General features: G+C 71.5%; 17 protein-coding genes and 1 pseudogene. 10 read left to right on the forward strand and 8 right to left on the reverse strand.

All coding sequences use genetic code 11. From position 1 onward, the window contains the following. Positions 1 to 108 precede the first annotated feature (108 nt). Positions 109 to 645, reverse strand: coding sequence for a peptidylprolyl isomerase (locus ACFFR3_RS36340; protein WP_345393416.1), 537 nt, complete (start codon positions 643 to 645; stop codon positions 109 to 111). A 158-nt stretch (positions 646 to 803) separates the two neighbouring features. Between ACFFR3_RS36340 and ACFFR3_RS36345 the strand changes: the two genes are divergently transcribed. From ACFFR3_RS36345 to ACFFR3_RS36355, 3 genes and pseudogenes are all read left to right on the forward strand, one after another. Then, the gene (locus ACFFR3_RS36345) at positions 804 to 1,298 is read left to right on the forward strand and encodes a YtxH domain-containing protein (RefSeq protein WP_345393413.1); all 495 of its coding nucleotides are present in this window, start codon (positions 804 to 806) and stop codon (positions 1,296 to 1,298) included. A gap of 102 nt (positions 1,299 to 1,400) precedes the next feature. Then, a complete protein-coding gene (locus ACFFR3_RS36350; RefSeq protein ID WP_364368540.1) occupies positions 1,401 to 2,477 on the forward strand; it encodes an Rv3169 family protein in 1,077 nt (358 codons plus the stop codon). Between the two features lie 5 nt (positions 2,478 to 2,482). Next, positions 2,483 to 2,823, forward strand: a pseudogene (locus tag ACFFR3_RS36355) (RNA-guided endonuclease InsQ/TnpB family protein); the annotation flags it as partial. Positions 2,824 to 2,916: 93 nt separating this feature from the next. Here ACFFR3_RS36355 and ACFFR3_RS36360 read toward each other — a convergent pair. Then, complete coding sequence (locus ACFFR3_RS36360) at positions 2,917 to 3,306, reverse strand: hypothetical protein (RefSeq protein ID WP_345393404.1); 390 nt, start codon at positions 3,304 to 3,306, stop codon at positions 2,917 to 2,919. A 125-nt stretch (positions 3,307 to 3,431) separates the two neighbouring features. Between ACFFR3_RS36360 and ACFFR3_RS36365 the strand changes: the two genes are divergently transcribed. Together ACFFR3_RS36365 and ACFFR3_RS36370 are read left to right on the forward strand one after the other, a co-directional pair. Beyond that, positions 3,432 to 4,103 carry a response regulator transcription factor gene (locus ACFFR3_RS36365; protein ID WP_345393401.1) on the forward strand — a complete coding sequence of 224 codons (672 nt, stop codon included), beginning with the start codon at positions 3,432 to 3,434 and terminating at the stop codon, positions 4,101 to 4,103. Next, the gene (locus ACFFR3_RS36370; RefSeq protein ID WP_345393398.1) at positions 4,100 to 5,455 is read left to right on the forward strand and encodes a sensor histidine kinase; all 1,356 of its coding nucleotides are present in this window, start codon (positions 4,100 to 4,102) and stop codon (positions 5,453 to 5,455) included. The genes ACFFR3_RS36365 and ACFFR3_RS36370 overlap by 4 nt, the downstream gene beginning before the upstream one ends. Here ACFFR3_RS36370 and ACFFR3_RS36375 read toward each other — a convergent pair. The 4 genes from ACFFR3_RS36375 to ACFFR3_RS36390 are packed head-to-tail and all read right to left on the reverse strand — an operon-like array spanning position 5,404 to position 9,934. Further along, a complete protein-coding gene (locus ACFFR3_RS36375; RefSeq protein ID WP_345393395.1) occupies positions 5,404 to 6,213 on the reverse strand; it encodes an MBL fold metallo-hydrolase in 810 nt (269 codons plus the stop codon). The two genes, ACFFR3_RS36370 and ACFFR3_RS36375, sit on opposite strands and share 52 nt — an antisense overlap. Before the next feature lie 46 nt (positions 6,214 to 6,259). Then, positions 6,260 to 6,901, reverse strand: a complete 642-nt coding sequence (locus tag ACFFR3_RS36380; protein ID WP_345393392.1) for a response regulator — start codon at positions 6,899 to 6,901, stop codon at positions 6,260 to 6,262. 16 nt (positions 6,902 to 6,917) lie between these two features. Further along, complete coding sequence (locus tag ACFFR3_RS36385) at positions 6,918 to 8,081, reverse strand: sensor histidine kinase (protein ID WP_379484609.1); 1,164 nt, start codon at positions 8,079 to 8,081, stop codon at positions 6,918 to 6,920. A gap of 47 nt (positions 8,082 to 8,128) precedes the next feature. Then, a complete protein-coding gene (locus tag ACFFR3_RS36390; protein WP_364368551.1) occupies positions 8,129 to 9,934 on the reverse strand; it encodes a flavin-containing monooxygenase in 1,806 nt (601 codons plus the stop codon). Between the two features lie 387 nt (positions 9,935 to 10,321). Here ACFFR3_RS36390 and ACFFR3_RS36395 point away from each other — a divergent pair, with 387 nt between their 5' ends. From ACFFR3_RS36395 to ACFFR3_RS36415, 5 genes are all read left to right on the forward strand, one after another. Further along, a complete protein-coding gene (locus ACFFR3_RS36395; RefSeq protein ID WP_345393383.1) occupies positions 10,322 to 11,416 on the forward strand; it encodes a TOMM precursor leader peptide-binding protein in 1,095 nt (364 codons plus the stop codon). After that, the gene (locus ACFFR3_RS36400) at positions 11,413 to 12,654 is read left to right on the forward strand and encodes a hypothetical protein (RefSeq protein ID WP_345393380.1); all 1,242 of its coding nucleotides are present in this window, start codon (positions 11,413 to 11,415) and stop codon (positions 12,652 to 12,654) included. Before ACFFR3_RS36395 ends, ACFFR3_RS36400 begins: the two co-directional genes overlap by 4 nt. 69 nt (positions 12,655 to 12,723) lie before the next feature. Further along, the gene (locus ACFFR3_RS36405) at positions 12,724 to 14,100 is read left to right on the forward strand and encodes a hypothetical protein (RefSeq protein ID WP_364368557.1); all 1,377 of its coding nucleotides are present in this window, start codon (positions 12,724 to 12,726) and stop codon (positions 14,098 to 14,100) included. Beyond that, positions 14,075 to 14,407: an ArsR/SmtB family transcription factor gene (locus tag ACFFR3_RS36410; protein WP_345393371.1), complete on the forward strand. Its 333-nt coding sequence runs from the start codon at positions 14,075 to 14,077 to the stop codon at positions 14,405 to 14,407. Before ACFFR3_RS36405 ends, ACFFR3_RS36410 begins: the two co-directional genes overlap by 26 nt. Further along, on the forward strand, positions 14,408 to 14,674 hold the full coding sequence (locus tag ACFFR3_RS36415; RefSeq protein ID WP_345393368.1) for a hypothetical protein: 267 nt from the start codon (positions 14,408 to 14,410) through the stop codon (positions 14,672 to 14,674). Positions 14,675 to 14,721: 47 nt separating this feature from the next. Here ACFFR3_RS36415 and ACFFR3_RS36420 read toward each other — a convergent pair whose 3' ends face one another. Then, positions 14,722 to 15,168 (reverse strand): protein-tyrosine phosphatase family protein, encoded by a 447-nt coding sequence (locus tag ACFFR3_RS36420; RefSeq protein ID WP_345393365.1) that lies wholly within the window; start codon positions 15,166 to 15,168, stop codon positions 14,722 to 14,724. A gap of 76 nt (positions 15,169 to 15,244) precedes the next feature. Continuing rightward, the gene (locus ACFFR3_RS36425) at positions 15,245 to 16,015 is read right to left on the reverse strand and encodes an SGNH/GDSL hydrolase family protein (RefSeq protein ID WP_379484610.1); all 771 of its coding nucleotides are present in this window, start codon (positions 16,013 to 16,015) and stop codon (positions 15,245 to 15,247) included. Positions 16,016 to 16,045: the final 30 nt, after the last annotated feature.

Genomic DNA, 16,045 nt, shown 5'->3' on the forward strand with positions numbered 1-16,045 from the left:
CACGTCCCGCTGCCCTGCGCGGCCGGAGCGACCGTGGGAACGGCACTCCGGCTGCGCAGGCTCGCAAGCTGCCTTCCCCGCCCGGAGGCTGGGGACGGGCGGATCGCGTCAGGCCTGGACGCGGTCGATGGTGACCGACTGCACGACGACGTCCTCGACCGGGCGGTCGCGGCCGTCGGTGCGGGTCTTGGAGATCGCGTCGACGACCTCCTGGCCCTCGACGACCTCACCGAAGATGGTGTGCTTGCCGTTGAGGTGCGGGGTCGGCCCGACCGTGATGAAGAACTGCGAGCCGTTGGTGCCCTTGCCCATGCGGATGCCGGCGTTGGCCATGGCCAGCAGGTAGGGGCGGTCGAAGCGCAGCTCGGGGTGGATCTCGTCGTCGAACTCGTAGCCGGGGCCGCCGATGCCCTGGCCGAGCGGGTCGCCGCCCTGGATCATGAAGCCGGAGATCACCCGGTGGAAGATGGTGCCGTCGTAGTAGCGCGCGGTGCTCTTCTCGCCGGTGCCCGGGTGGGTCCAGGGACGGGCGCCTTCGGCCAGTTCCACGAAGTTGCGTACGGTTTTCGGCGCCTTGGTGGGGAAGAGTTCCACCTTGATATTGCCGTGATTGGTCTGCAGGTTAGCGATCAGCTTCTCAGCCACGAGACAGCTGCCCCCCTCTATGCACAGGGTTGGAATTGTGGTGTTTTGAGGACTATGGCCTTTCGGCCTACCGAGCCATCCTCCCACGGACGGCCATGATTGAGCCGCCTTGTCCAGGGAAGGTCAGGCTCGGGGCCCCAACGACAGGGGAGGTTGTCGTGTCCCTGACACTGAAGAAACGCCGCGTGGTCATAGAAGTGCCCGCCACGTGGATGGGTCAAGTGAAGACCCGGGCCGCTCAGACCGGCCAGCGTCTCGCACCCATGGCCGACCAGGCCAAGGTGGTCGCGGCGCAACGTATCGAAGACGCCCGCTACTGGGCGGCGCCGCGGCTGGAGTCCGCGGCGCACGGGTTCGAGGAGCAGGTCGCTCCCAAGGTCAGCTCGATGCTGACCGCGGCAGCCCGGCGAATCGATCCCAAACCGACACGATCGCGGCGCTGGCCGACGCTCGTGCTGCTGACCGGCCTCGCGGTGGGGACGATCGGCTACATGTTCTACCGCCGCAACGCACAGCAGTGGACCGAGCACATGAAGGACTCCGCCTCCGATGCCTCACGTTGGGTCAATGAGAAGGCGGACAGGACTGCGGAGTCCGCTGACCAGATGGCGGCCAAGGTGTCCAGCAAGTCGGACGAGCACAAGATGTCGTGAGTTCGCCCGTCCTGAGAAGCGCGCCTCCGTCACGTGACGGGGGCGCGCTTCGCGTGCGGGGGGCTGGTTGACGTACGACCAAGCGCTTGTTACAACCCCGGCATGACGCTGTCACCCCTCGACGACCACCCCGTCCACCAGGCGGCCCAGGTCATGCGGCACGTGACCACCGGCGACCGCAACTTCTACGACCGCTACTACTTCAACTGCCACGCCGCCTCCGACGAGCTCATGCTGATCGTCGGCCTCGGCCAGTACCCCAACCTCGGCGTCACCGACGCCTTCGCCTGCGTCCGCACCCAGGACCTGCACCGCGTCGTGCGGGCCTCGCGCGAGCTGGGCGCCGACCGGATGGACACGCGGATCGGCCCCTTCCGGGTGGAGGTCGTCGAGGGGCTCAAGCGGCTCAGGGTGGTGCTGGAGCCGAACGAGCACGGCCTCTCCTTCGACCTGCACTGGGAGGGGACGATCCCGGCCACCCTCGAACCCCGCCACTTCCTGCGCCGCCAGGAGCGGGTGGTCTTCGACTCGATGCGCATGGCGCAGACCGGCCGGTGGACGGGAAGCATCACGGTCGGCGAGCGGGAGATCGAGGTCACCCCCGACCGCTGGACGGGCACCAGGGACCGCAGCTGGGGCGTCAGGCCCGTCGGCGAGCCGGAACCGCCCGGCATCCAGGCCACCGGACCCGGGACGTTCTACTGGCTCTACGCGCCGATGCAGTTCGACGACCACGCCGTGCTCTGCATCGTGCAGGAGGACGAGCGGGGCCGCCGGGTGCTGGAGGAGGCCGTACGCGTGTGGTCCGACGGCCGCGAGGAGGAATACCTCGGCAGGCCGGAGTACCGCCCGGTCTACGCCCCCGGCACCCGCGACGTCGTCGAGGCCGTGATCACGTTCGCGCCGCCCGGGGGCAAGCCGTTCGACGTGCGCTGCACGCCGCTGCTGCCGGTGCACCTCATGGTCGGCACCGGTTACGGGCTGGAGCAGGACTGGCGGCACGGCATGTACCAGGGGCCAGGGCCGGTCGTGCAGGGGGTGACGTACCGGCTGCCCGACGACGCCCCCAAGATGTGGGGGATGGTCGACGCCGTCGGGCGCTTCGAGTACGACGGGCTGGTGGGCCACGGCCTGTTCGAGTATTGGGCGCTGGGGCCGCACCCGTCGTTCACCGGGTGAGCCGGAAAGCGGTGATGGTGGAGGACCTGCCGGTGAAGGGCCTGGCCCGCACCCGGCTGGCCAAGTCCGTGCACGACGCCGGATGGTCGGCGTTCGTGACCATGCTGGAGTACAAGGCCGCCCGGTACGGCCGGACCCTGGTGAAGATCGACCGCTGGTTCCCCAGCTCGAAACTCTGCTCGGCATGCGAGGGGTCGCCGGGTCGATGCCGCTGAACGTCCGGTCGTGGGCCTGCCCGTGCGGGGCGGTTCACGACCGGGACGTCAACGCCGCCGAGAACATCCTCGCCGCCGGACGGGCGGAGAGGCTGAACGCCTGCGGAGGGACCGTAGGACCCGCCGCCTAGCGGAGGGCAGGACCCGGTGAAACAGGAAGCCACAGAGGTGCCGCACACGCGGCACGGGCTGAATCCCCGGCCTTCTTCAGGCCGGGGAGCGCGTCAACGGTCGGCGCGCTTACAGGTGATCGTGATGGCCTCGGCCGGAGTCCCGGCGGGGGCCTCCGCGGAGCCTTCCGCGAGCGCCGCGACCCGTACGGGCAGGAACTCCACCGTATCGGCGACCTCGGCGGGGACCCCTTCCTTGAGCGCCTCGGTCCGCCCGAACGGCGGCGCCTCCGCAGCCTCGTGGCTGCCGATCTCACTGGCCGGCATCGCCCTGGCCAGCTCGACGACCTTGCCGTCCGCGGTCGTGCAGGTCACCTTCACGCCTGGCGCGGACGAGCGGACCGCGTCGGCCGGGTCGGCGCCGTCGGCCAGCGCGGAGCCGCCCAGGCCGGTGACGGCCAGCACGGCCGCCGCGCCCAGCACCGCGAGACGTCGCTTGAACATGGAATCTCCTTGATCGGAATCGGTCGGACGGCTCCGAGACTGGCCCCGCGCACCTGAAGTGATCCTGAAGGCAGCCGAAACGATCTTCAGCTTCGCTTTAGGTGCGCTGAGGCAGGCTGGGTGGCGTGCGAGTCTTATTGGTGGAGGACGAGGAGCGGCTGGCCGACCTGATCAAGGGCGGGCTGTCCGGCGAGGGCTTCGCGGTCGACGTCGCCCACGACGGGCGCGACGGGCTGTGGCTGGCCACCGAGAACGCGTACGACGTGATCGTCCTCGACGTGATGCTGCCCAGGATGAACGGCTACGCCGTGTGCTCCCGGCTGCGCGAGGCCGGCGACTGGACGCCGATCATGATGCTCACCGCCAAGGACGGCGTCTACGACGAGGCCGAGGCGCTGGACAACGGGGCCGACGACTACCTGGCCAAGCCCTTCTCGTACGTGGTGCTCCTGGCCCGGCTGCGCGCGCTGGTGCGGCGGGGCGGGCGGGAGCGGCCGGTCTCCCTCACCGTCGGCGACCTCGTCATCGACCCGGCCGGGCTGCGCTGCCGCAGGGGCGAGGCGGAGATCGCGCTGACGCCCAAGGAGTTCGCCGTGCTGCACGCGCTCGCCCGGCGGGCCGGCGAGGTGGTCTCCAAGAGCGAGCTGCTGGCCCAGGCGTGGGACTTCAGCTACGACGGCGACCCGAACATCGTGGAGGTCTACATCAGCGCGCTGCGCCGAAAGATCGACCTGCCGTTCGGGAAGACGACGTTGATGACCGTGCGCGGCGCCGGATACCGGCTGGAGGCGGCATGAGGCTGTGGCGGCGGATCTCGCCTGGATTTTCCTCGGTGCGGGTACGGGCGACGGCGGCGGCCACGCTCGTCGTGGCGGTCGCCCTGGGCGCGGCGGCCCTGGTGCTGGTGGTGTCGCTGCGCGGCACGCTGGTGAGCAGCGCCGACGCGGAGGCGGCGAGGAAGGCGACGGCGGCGGCCCCGTACGCGGAGACGCTGGAGTTCACGCCCATCGAGCCGATCAGGACGAGCGTGCGCGCGGACGCCCCGGCGAGCGCCCCGCAGGAGGGTGTGGCGCTGCGGGTGGCCGACCCCGACATGCTGCTGACCCGGCGGACGGCGGCCACGGAGTGGGCCAGGCCGAGCGAGTACGCCGTCGCCGCCGTCGAGGTGGCCACCGCCGACGGCCCCGCCACGCTGCTGTCGCGGGTCTCGCTGGAGGGCGTCGAGCAGGCGCTGCGCACGGTCTACGGCGCGCTGCTGCCCGGTGTGCCTGCCCTGCTGGCCGTGGTGGCCGGGGTGACCTGGCTGTCGGTGGGCCGCGCGCTCGGCCCGGTGGCCGCGATCAGGGCGAAGGTGGCCGACATCACGGCCCGCGACCTGCACAGGCGGGTGCCGGTGCCGCGTTCGAAGGACGAGATCGCGGCGCTGGCGACCACCGTGAACGGCACGCTCGACCGGCTGGAGACGGCCGTGGAGCAGCACAAGCGGTTCGTGGCCGACGCCGCGCACGAGCTGCGCAGCCCGATCGCGACCCTGCGGGCCCGGCTGGAGCTGGCCGAGCCGAGCGAGCTGACCGCCGAGGCGCTGGCCGACGTCGAACGCCTCCAGTCGCTGGCCGCCGACCTGCTCATGCTGGCCAGGCTGGACGCGGGCGAGCCGCTGCGCAGCGGCGAGATCGACCTGGGTCAGGTGGCGGCCGAGGCGGCGCTGCGGGCCAGGCGGCGGCCCGACGTGCGGGTGGAGCTGGACGTCGCGCCTGACGTGGTGTTGCCGGGGTCGAGCGGGCACCTCGATCGCCTGGTGACGAACTTGGTGGACAACGCCGTACGGCACGCGAGCGCGACCGTACGGGTGCGGGTGGCCGCCGAGGACGGTGACGCGGTGCTGGTCGTGAGCGACGACGGGCCCGGCATCCCGGAGGATCAGCGGGAGGCGGTGTTCGGCCGGTTCACCCGGCTGGACGCGGCGCGGGCCAGGGACGCGGGCGGCGCGGGGCTGGGCCTGCCCATCGCCAGGGACATCGCGCACCTGCACGGCGGCACGCTCGTCTACGACGACGCGGGCTTCGTGGCGCGCTTCCCCGCTGATCAGAAGGCTGGTCAGGCGTCTGAGAAGGCGTCGAGCTGCATGAACGCCCGCTCGACCGCCTGACGGGAGATCTCCTCGGGGTAGGGGAAGAGCCTGATCGAGTCGCGCAGCCCCTCCACGTGGGCCTTCTCGGCCAGCTCGGCGACCAGCGCCAGCTCCTCCTGCTGCGCCTGCGCGTACGCCCGGTCCACGACGGCGCCGTGGCCCGGCACGATCACCGGCTCGGGCATCTCGGCCAGCATCGCGGCCAGCGTGACCGGCCAGTCGAGCGGGTAGGAGTCGCTGAACGCCGGCGGCGCCCCCTCCTCCACCAGGTCACCGGCGAACAGCACGCCGGCGTCGGGCACCTGCGCCACGATGTCGTTGCTGCTGTGACCGAGCCCGAAGTGCCGCAGGTGCACGATGCGACCGCCGATGTCGAGGCTGGCGGCGCTGCTGAACGTGTGGTCGGGCGGCACGATCGTGACCTCTTCCCACTCCTCGCGCTGCTCGGGCCTGCTCCTGATCATGCCCTCGCGCTGCCGCTCGCCGTAGAGCTCGATCTCCTCGGCGCACCGGGTGTGGCCCCAGATCTCGGCGGCGGGGCCGAACATCGCGTTGCCGAAGAAGTGGTCGAAGTGGGAGTGGGTGTTGACGATCGTCCAGGGGTAGGGGGTGACGCGCCGGACGGCTTCGGCCAGGTCGGCGCCCTCGCGGTGGGAGCCGCGGGTGTCGAGCACCAGGCAGTGCCCGTCGCCGACGATCAGCCCCGTGTTCAGGTCGTACGACCGGTGGCGTCGTACGTAGACCCGGTCGCCGATCTCCTGCCACTGCTCGTTCATGGCACCAAACCCTACTTAGTCACGACATGGGCCTCCAGGGGAACGATCAGCCCCGCAGGTACGCCAGCACCGCCAGCACCCGCCGATGCCCGTCGGAGGCGGGCGGCAGGTCGAGCTTGGCGAAGATGTTCGCGATGTGCTTGGCCACGGCCGCCTCCGTGACGTGCAGCTCGACGGCGATCGAGGCGTTCGCGCGGCCCTCGGCGATCAGGCCGAGCACCTCCAGCTCGCGCGGGGTGAGCCGGGACAGCGGGTCGCGCCGCCGGCGCAGCAGCTGGCGCACCACCTCGGGGTCCACGACCGTGCCGCCGGCGGCCACCCTGTCGAGGGCGTCCACGAACTCGCGTACGTCGCCGATGCGGTCCTTGAGCAGGTAGCCGATGCCGGCGCCGCCGCCCGACTCCAGCAGCTCGGCCGCGTACGTCTGCTCGACGTACTGGCTGAGCACCAGCACCGTCAGCTCGGGGAAGCGGCCGCGCAGCTCCAGGGCCGCCCGCAGGCCCTCGTCGGAGAAGCCCGGCGGCATCCGCACGTCGGTCACCACGGCGTCGGGACGATGCTCGGCCACGGCCTCGACCAGGGCGGGCGCGTCGCCGACCGCGGCCGCCACGGTGTGGCCGAACCGGTCGAGCAGCCCGGCGATGCCCTCGCGCAGCAGCACGGCGTCCTCGGCGATCACCACGCGCACAGGTCCTCCTCGATGATCAGCACGGGATCTCCGTCCGGACGAGCGTCGGGCCGCCCGGCGGGCTCGACAGCGACAGTCTGCCGTCCACCACGGCCAGCCGGTCGGCCAGGCCGGTCAGCCCCGTGCCCTTGGCCGGGTCGGCGCCGCCCGCGCCGTCGTCGCACACCTCGACGACCAGCGTGCCGCGCTCCACCCGGCCGGTGACCGCGCCGCGGGTGGCGCCGCTGTGCCTGGCGAGGTTGGCCAGCGCCTCGCTGACCACGTAGTAGGCGGTCACCTCGACCGGGGCGGGCAGGCGTCCTGGCAGGTCGAGGTCCACCGCGACGGGCACCGGCGAGCGGCCCGCCACGTCGTGCACCGCCGCCGCGAGCCCCCGGTCGGTGAGCACCTGGGAGTGCACGCCCCTGATCAGCTCGCGCAGCTCGGCGAGCGCCCGCTTGGCCTCGTCGTGGGCCTGCGCGATGAGCCGGCCGAGCTCGGAGTCGGCCGCGAGGTCCAGCTTGGCCACGCCCAGCGTCATGGAGAGGGCCACCAGCCGCTGCTGGGCGCCGTCGTGCAGGTCACGCTCGATCCTGCGGCGTTCCATCTCGAACGCGTCCACCAGCCGGGCCCGCGACCGCAGCACCTCGCTCAGCTCGGAGTCCTGCGGCGCCAGCACCGCACGCACCATCGCGCCCCGCGCCCCGCTCCAGGCCGTGATCGTGTACGCGGCCACCGGCAGCAGCAGCACCCCCATCACGGACCCCGCCGTGCCCGCCACGGCGTTGACGTCGGACTGCACGACCGGTGTGAGGATGACCAGCACGGGCCCGCCGAGGGTGAAGGCGAGCATGACGAGGTCGATCCACCACAGCGCCAGCACGGTCATGACCGCGAGCCCCACCTCCCGTTTCCGCCGGTCGGGCGGTTTGGGCACCTCGACCCGATCGACCAGGCGCAGGCGGAGGCGTTCGAAGGCGGCGATGGGCAGGACGCACAGCGCCAGCGCGGCCGGCCCGGCCACGAAGGCCAGGTAGGGCGTCACGCCGGCGCTGAGCGTGGTCGCCCCCACCGTGGCCCCCGCCGCGAGCCCGGGCACCACGCTGGCCAGCAGGTACGCGGCGCCGCGCCACGGCCAGGCGGAGGCCAGGAACGGCAGCGGCCGTCGCGTGAGGGCTTCCAGCGCGGTCCTGTTGAGCATGCTGCGACCGTAACCGCTGGTGAGGGGTGGGGTCAGTAGTGCAGGGTCTAGCTTCTGAACGTCAGGCCGGCGAACTCACCAGAGGTACGCCAGCGGTCGATGTAGGCGAAGTACGCCATCGCGCCCTGCGGGTGCCCGACGTTCAGCCACGACTTCAGGCCGAGGTCGCGGCCCTCGTTGTTGTAGTAGCCGGGCGTGCAGTCGGGTGAGCCCATGAGCCGTCCCGTGCCCGAGAGCAGCAGCTCGATCCAGTCGTCCTCGGCCTCCCGCGTGGCCTCGACCTGCGTGTGGCCGTGCTCGACGGCGTGCCTGACGATCGCGGCGATCGTCCTGCCCGCCTCGGTGAAGTTGTGCGGGATGTTGGAGATGAGGTTGGCGCCCTGGGCCGGCTGGACGATGAAGACGTTGGGGAAGCCGTGCACGTGCATGCCGTGCAGCGTGCGCATGCCGTCGGCCCAGCGCTCCGACAGCCGCACGCCGTCGCGGCCTTTGATGTCGTAGCCGGCGCGGCGGGTGTAGTCGGTGCCGACCTCGAAGCCGGAGGCGTAGATGACGCAGTCCACCTCGTACTCGCGGCCGGCCGCCACGACGCCGCGCTCGGTGATCCGCTCGACGCCCCTGCCGTCGGTGTCGACCAGGTGGGTGCCCGGCAGGTTGAACGCCTGGAGGTATTCGTCGTGGAAGCAGGGGCGCTTGCAGAGCTGGCGGTACCACGCCTTGAGCCGCCGCGCGGTCTCCGGGTCGCGGACGACGGCGTCCACCCGGGCCCTGATCTCCTCCATCTTCTCGAAGTCGGCGTCCTCGAACGCGGCCAGCACGCTCTCCTGCGTCACCTGGCCGGGCGGCAGCGCGCTGATCTTCGCGCGGAAGCGGCGGGCGATGTCGGTCCAGCCGTCCATCACCAGGTCCTCGTCGGCCGGGCCGCCGGTCTGGTTGGCGGTGAAGTTCTCCAGCCAGCGCTGCTGCCAGCCGGGCGTCGCGATCGAGGCGAACCAGTCGGGGTCGGTGGGCCGGTTGTCGCGGACGTCGACGGAGGAGGGCGTGCGCTGGAAGACGTACAGCTCGCGGCAGGACCTGGCCAGGTGCGGCACGCACTGGACGGCCGTCGCGCCCGTGCCGATGAGCGCCACCCGCTTGTCGCCCAGCCGGTCCAGGGGCGCGCCCGAGGGGTCGCCGCCGGTGTAGGCGTAGTCCCAGCGGCTGGTGTGGAAGGAATGTCCGGCGAAGTCGTCGATGCCGGGGATGCCGGGCAGCTTGGGGACGTGCAGCGGGCCGATGCCCATGGCGACGAACTGGGCGGTGAACGCGTCGCCGCGGTCGGTGCGGATGAGCCAGCGGGAGCGGGCCTCGTCCCACTCCAGGTCCAGGACCTCGGTGTGGAAGAGGGCGTTGTCGTACAGGCCGAAGTGCTTGCCGATGCGGCGGCAGTGCTCCAGGATCTCGGGGGCGTGCGCGTACTTCTCGGTCGGCATGTGGCCGGTCTCTTCGAGCAGCGGCATGTAGACGTACGACGCCGTGTCGCACTGCGCGCCCGGGTAGCGGTTCCAGTACCACGTGCCGCCGAAGTCGCCGCCCTTCTCCACGATGCGCACGTCGGTGACGCCGGCCTCCTTGAGCCGGGCGCCGGTGAGCAGCCCGGCGAAGCCGCCGCCGATGAACGCGACCGTCACGTGGTCGGTTTTCGGCGGGCGCTCGGTGACGGGGGTGTAGGGGTCTTTGAGGTAGTGGGCGAAGCGGCCGGTCAGGCGGATGTACTGGTCGTTGCCGTCGGGCCTGAGCCGTTTGTCGCGCTCTTCGCGATATCTGCGGCGGAGTGCGTCCTTGTCGAGGGCGGGACGGTCGGCGACGGTCATGCATCCCCTCCGGCGGCGTGCGGCTCTCCGAACCTATTTTCAGAATGGCATTCGGAAATAGCTACCACAAGCACGAAAAATTACGGCATTGACGGCCATATCACGCAAGTGTCAAGATCTTGCCCACCAAGAGTGGCGAGTGGGACTCAGGTTGGTGTGCGTGTCCCTCGCCCGTCGTCGTTCGGGGAGTCTCCCCGGCTTGGAATCGAGAGCGAGGAGATGTCGATGAAGAAGAAGAAGCTCGAGGTCAAGATCAGGAAGCTCGAGAAGATCGAGACCACCATCAACCGCGGTGGACAGAGCGGTTGATCTACTGACATACCGGAACCGGTCGGCGTTCGTCCGGCCGGTTCCGCTTTTCAGGGACTGGAAGGAGAAGGTGACGACGTGCGCCTGCCCAGGGTCAAACACGTGCACCAGCCGTTCCTGCTGCCGGGCAACCGCATCGTCATCGGGCTGTCCCAGTTCGGGGTGGCCTCCGAGATCGAGGACGACGACGAGGGCAGCATCGCCGCGATCGTGACCCTCATGGACGGCACCCGTACGGTCGACCAGATCTGCGCCGACTTCACCGCAACCCGTCCCGACGTGGACGACGACAGCGTGCGCGAGGTCATCGACGGCCTGATCGAGGGCGGCTTCATCGAGGACGCCGGAGCGCCCGTACCGGCGAACCTCACCGAACGCGACCTCGCCCGGTACGAATCGGCGCGCCACTTCTTCAGCTGGATCGACACCACGCCACGGACGTCACCGCACGAGATCCAGTCCAGGATCAAGACAGCCCGGGTGAGCCTGCTCGGCGTGGGCGGCACCGGATCGGCCGTGGCGGCGGGACTGGTCGCGAGCGGCATCGGCGCGCTGCGAATCGCCGACTTCGACCGCGTCGAAGAGTCGAACCTGACCCGCCAGCTCCTGTACGCCGAGTCAGACGTGACCAAGCCCAAGGTCGACCAGGCCGTCGCCCGGCTGCGGGCGATGAACGGCGCGGTCGCGGTGACCGGCAGCGACACCAAGGTGACCGGCCCCGACGACGTCGTGGAGCTGATGAGCGGCCACGACCTGTTCGTCCTGTGCGCCGACGAGCCCCACCCCGAGATCGTCGCGTGGACCAACGAGGCCGCCCTGCGGACCGGCACCCCGTGGTTCATGAGCCTCTACACCGGGCCGATGGTCGTCGTGGGCTCGTTCGTGCCCGGCGAGACCGGCTGCTGGGCCTGCCTGGACCGGCAGGAGGAGGCCCGCAAGGAGAAGGAGCTGGGGCGGCTGCTGCCCGAGTCACGGCCGAACGCGGTGGTCGCGGCCAGCGCCAACATCAGCGGCCACCTCTGCGCGCTGGAGGTGCTGTACCAGCTCGGCGGCCTGCCGGCACAGACCCGCGGCCGGGTCTTCCACTGGAACATGGCCGTCTGGGACCACCAGTACTTCATCGACGTCCCGCGCGACGACGACTGCCCGATGTGCGGGCCGGGGGCCGGGTGAGCGTCCCGGCGGCCGAGGTCGGCGCGGGCAGCGTCGTACGCCTGCACCCGCTCGTCGTCCGTCCCGACGACGACGACCCGGAGATGATCGTGGCCGGCCGCCCGGACCTCGGCGAGTTCGTCGAGCTGCCCGCGGTGTGCGGCGAGGTGATCCGGCTGCTCGGCGAGGGGCGTCCCGTCGCCGACGTCGAAGCCGTCATCGCCGACGAGCACGACGTCGAGCTGGACGTGGCCGACTTCGTGGAGTCGCTCGCCGACCTCGAGTTCGTGGCCGAGATCGACGGGCTGCCGCTGCCGGGGACCGCGCCGAAGGCCGCCCACTTCCCCGGCGTCACCGAGCGGCACGTACGGTGGCTCTTCGCCAGGCCCGTCAGGCTGGTCTGGCTCGCCGTCGTCGCGGCCGCGGCGCTGACCGTCGTCGTGCGGCCGGAGCTGTTCCCTCACCACCGTGACTTCTTCTGGAGCGAGTACACCGGGCTCTCCGTGCTGGTCAACACGGCCTTCTTCTCCGTACTCGCGAGCGTGCACGAGATGATGCACCTGCTGGCGGCGCGTTCGCTCGGCGCTCCCGCACGCATCGCGTTCGGCACCCGGCTGCACTACCTCGTCGTACAGACCGACGTCACCGCCATCTGGGGAGTGCCCCGCAGGCACCGCTACCGCGTGTACCTGGCCGGGATGGCCTCCGACCTCCTCCTCATCGCCACGATGCTGCTGGCCGTGGCGTACCTGCCGCTGCCGGGCTTCGCCGATGCGCTGCTGCGCGCCTTCATCCTGACCGCGCTGCTGTCCCTGCCCCTCCAGGCCCAGATCTACATGCGCACCGACCTCTACTTCGTGCTGCGCGACGTGCTCCGGTGCAAGGACCTGTTCGGGGACGGGCTCCGCTACGTCCGGTACCTGCTCGCCCGCGCGGTCGCCCCGTTCAGGAAGCCCGCGTCGCCGGCCGCCGACCCCACCGGCGAGCTGGCCCCGCACGAGCGGCGGGCCGTGCGGATCTACGCCGTCGCCCTCGCCGTGGGCGGTTCCGTCACGCTGACGGTCTTCGCCTTCTACGGCGGCCCGATCATCATCAACGGGCTGGTCCACGCGCTGGCCGCCGTCTGGGCCGGCCTGCACGGCGGGCCCGCGACCGCGGCGATCGACGCCGCGCTGCTCATCCTGGTCGAGGGCGGCATCCAGGTGATGTTCCTGGTGACGTTCTTCCGGACGCGCCGCCCATGGCTCCGCCGGTCATAACGACCACCAGCGCTGACCGGGATGTCCACTATTGTGTGGTCGCGGGACTCACGAGGAAGCGGATCCGTCTTGGCCCATCGCGCACTGGTCATCGCCCTGTTGCCGGCGATCGGGCTGCGCGCGCTCGCCGTCCTGGGCTTCCCGCCGGCCATCCTGTTCTACGGCGACTCCTTCGCCTTCCTGCGCGAGGAGCTGACCCCCGGCACGACGCGGCCCTCCGGCTACTCCCTGCTGCTCGCGCTGCTGCGGCCGGCCCACAGCCTGACGCTCGTCACGGTCCTGCAGCACCTGCTCGTGCTGGGCCTCGCCGTCGGCCTGTACGCCCTGCTGCGCCGCCGCGGCCTGCCCGGCTGGGGCGCGACGCTGCTGGTCACCCCACTGCTCTACGACGAGTTCATGCTGCTCCTGGAGCACATGATCATGGCGGACGCGGTCTTCATCGTGCTCGTCGCCGGCGCCGTCGCGCTGATCACCTGGCGGGTCACCCCCACGACCGCGGCCGTCGGCGGGCTGCTGCTCGGCCTGGCCGGCATCACCAGGACCGTGGGGCTGCCGCTGCTCATCCTGACCGCCGCCTACCTGCTGATCCGCCGCTACGGGTGGCGTCCGTTGGTGGCGCTGCTGGTCGCCGGGGCGCTTCCGCTGGGTGCGTACGCGGTCTGGATGAAGGCCGAGAAGGGGACGTACGCGCTGACCGAGGCCGACGGGAACTTCCTGTGGTCGCGCACCATGAGCTTCGCCGACTGCGGGGTGATCAGGCCGCCCGAGCGGCTGGCGGTGCTGTGCCCCAACATGCCGGTCGAGGAGCGGCCGTACCCGCCCCACTGGCTGTGGGAGGACTTCTCGCCGCTGCCGAAGGTGCCGGGCACGGCCAACCGCAACAAGCTCGCCGGGGAGTTCGCGCGGGCGGCCATCCTCGCCCAGCCGGGCGAGTACCTCGGTGCCGTGGTGACCGACCTCGGGCAGCTGTTCCGCTGGGAGCGGACCTCCGTCGACGAGAAGACGCCGTACAAACTGCCCTCCTCCGAGCGGCCCATCAGCTCGTCGGTGCGGGGAGTGGCCGAGGCGTACGAGGCCGGGCCGGCCGCCACCCGCGTGGTCGAGCCGTTCGCCGGGTGGCTGCGGGCGTACCAGCGGTTCGGATACGTGCCGTTCCCGCTGCTCACGCTCGTCCTGGCCGGCGTGCTGGTGGCCGCGCCGCTGCGGCGGCGGTGGGACGCGCTGCTGCCAGGGCTCGCCGCGCTCGCGCTGGTCGCCTCGCCGCCGTTCCTCGCCGCCTTCGACGTCCGGTACGTGATCCCCGCCATTCCGCTGATCTGCCTGGCCGTGGGGCTCACCTTCGGGCCCCCGACGTCGTTCTTGGCCGGACGCCGGGGTGCTACGGTCCCGGTGGAAGGCCGTACACACGCGATGGGAAGCTATGACGGAGGCAGGGCCGACGGGTGACGCCCTGGTGGAGATGCTGGCGGCGCTGGCCAACCCGCTGCGCCTGCGCATCATCGCCGAGCTGAGCGCCGGGCGCGACTACGTCAGCCACCTGGCCCGCGTCATCGGCGTCAGCCGGCCGCTGCTGCACATGCACCTGCGCCGGCTGGAGGCCGCCGGGCTGATCACCGGCAGCCTCGAGCTGTCCGACGACGGCAAGGCGATGAAGTATTACGAGGTCACCGACTTCGACCTGCACCTGACCGCGCCGGCGCTGGCCGAGGCGGCCAGGACACTCACCAGGCCGGACCCCGAGGAGGGCTCCTAGATGACACTGTCGTGGCCCGAGGTGATCTTCTACCTGGGCGTGCTCCTTCTGGTCACGTTCTTGATCAGTACGGTCGTCGTGGGCACGTTCGACGCCCGCAAGTCCCGGCACCAGGCCGACCAGGCGGAGGAGCTGCGCCGGCTGGTGCAGCGGTATGAGCAGCTCGCCGAGAAGACCATGGACGCCCAGCAACGCACCGCCGCCGACCTCGCCGAGCTCCGCTCCCGCGCGGCCTCGATCGAACAGATCTTACGGACGGTCGAGTGACGCCTGCTGCCGCGGCGAGCGGTCGCGGCTCGGCGCCCGGGCCGGCCTCATGGCCGGTCGAGTGACGGCTCGGGGTTGAAGCGGGCCACGTAGCGGCGCTGCCAGGGGGTCTCCACGGCGTGGCGGTCGTAGTGGGTGCGGACGTAGGCGACCGCCTCGGCGGGTGGGACGCCGTCGAGGACGGCGAGGCAGGCGAGGGCGGTGCCGGTGCGGCCGCGGCCGCCTCCGCAGGCCACCTCGACGCGCTCCGACGCCGCGCGCTCCCACGCCTCGCGCAGGTCGGCGGCTGCCTTCCGGCGGTCGGACGGCAGCCAGAAGTCGGGCCAGCGCACCCACCGGTGCTCCCAGCCGACGGGCGGCGGGGCCTTGCCCAGCAGGTAGAGGGCGAAGGCGGGCTCGGGGCCTGGCGGGAGCGGATGCCGCAGGCCCCTGCCGCGCACCAGCCGCCCGGACGGCAGGCGCAGCACCCCTGGCGCCTCAAGATCCCACGTCATGGCGGGAGCGTAACCCGCCCCACCCGCCGACGGCAGCGACACAACGCCCTTTCCGCGCTGGGCGGACATGCGGCGGTCAGGGCTTGCCCGTGAGCCAGGCTGAGGTGAGGTCGGTGACCATCGATGCGGCGCGGTCGGTCAGGTGGATGTGGTCCACCAGCAGCATGCGGCCGCCTGACGCCGCGATCTCGTCCCAGGTGCGGCGTAGCAGGTGGTGCTGGGCCGCGACCGTGAGTGCGAGGGGGAAGCTGAAGGCGTAGGGCGTGCGGGGGCCGGCCTGGCGCAGGGTGCCGGCCATGCGCTCGTACAGGGGGAGGTAGGCGGCGCCCGTCACGGCGGCGACCTCCTTGACGGCGGCGTTGTAGGCGGGCAGCCGGAGGTTGGGCCCGGCGTCGAGGTCCTCGCCGAGCGGGGGCAGCGACATGAGGGCGACGCGGGCGCCGGTGGTCTTGACGCGCTCGACGACGGTGCGCAGGTCGGCGCGGTAACGATCGGGCGGGACGTCGTCGCGTACGTCGTTGGTGCCGATGAGCAGCGTGACGGCGGCCGGGCGGCAGGCGACGACGTCGGTCTCGACGCGGGCGAGCAGGTCGGCGACCTTGTTGCCGTTGACGCCCGCGTTGACCACCTCGTACGCGGGATGCCGCGCCCGCACCGCCCCCACCCAGTCGGCGCCCAGCGAGCCCTGCGTCATGCTGGCCCCGGCCGCCACCAGGCGGGGCCGGGTGGGCTCGGCGCCGCAGGCGGCGGACGGCGCGTTGTCGGGCGCCCGCAGGAAGGTCAGCCAGCCGACCACGCCGGCGGTCCCGAGCACGAAGACGAGCAGTGTGCTCAACGTGATGGTCACCGGGCGCACGACGGCACTCCCGAGAAGAGA

Source organism: Nonomuraea salmonea, assembly GCF_042428605.1.
Lineage (GTDB): Bacteria > Actinomycetota > Actinomycetes > Streptosporangiales > Streptosporangiaceae > Nonomuraea > Nonomuraea salmonea.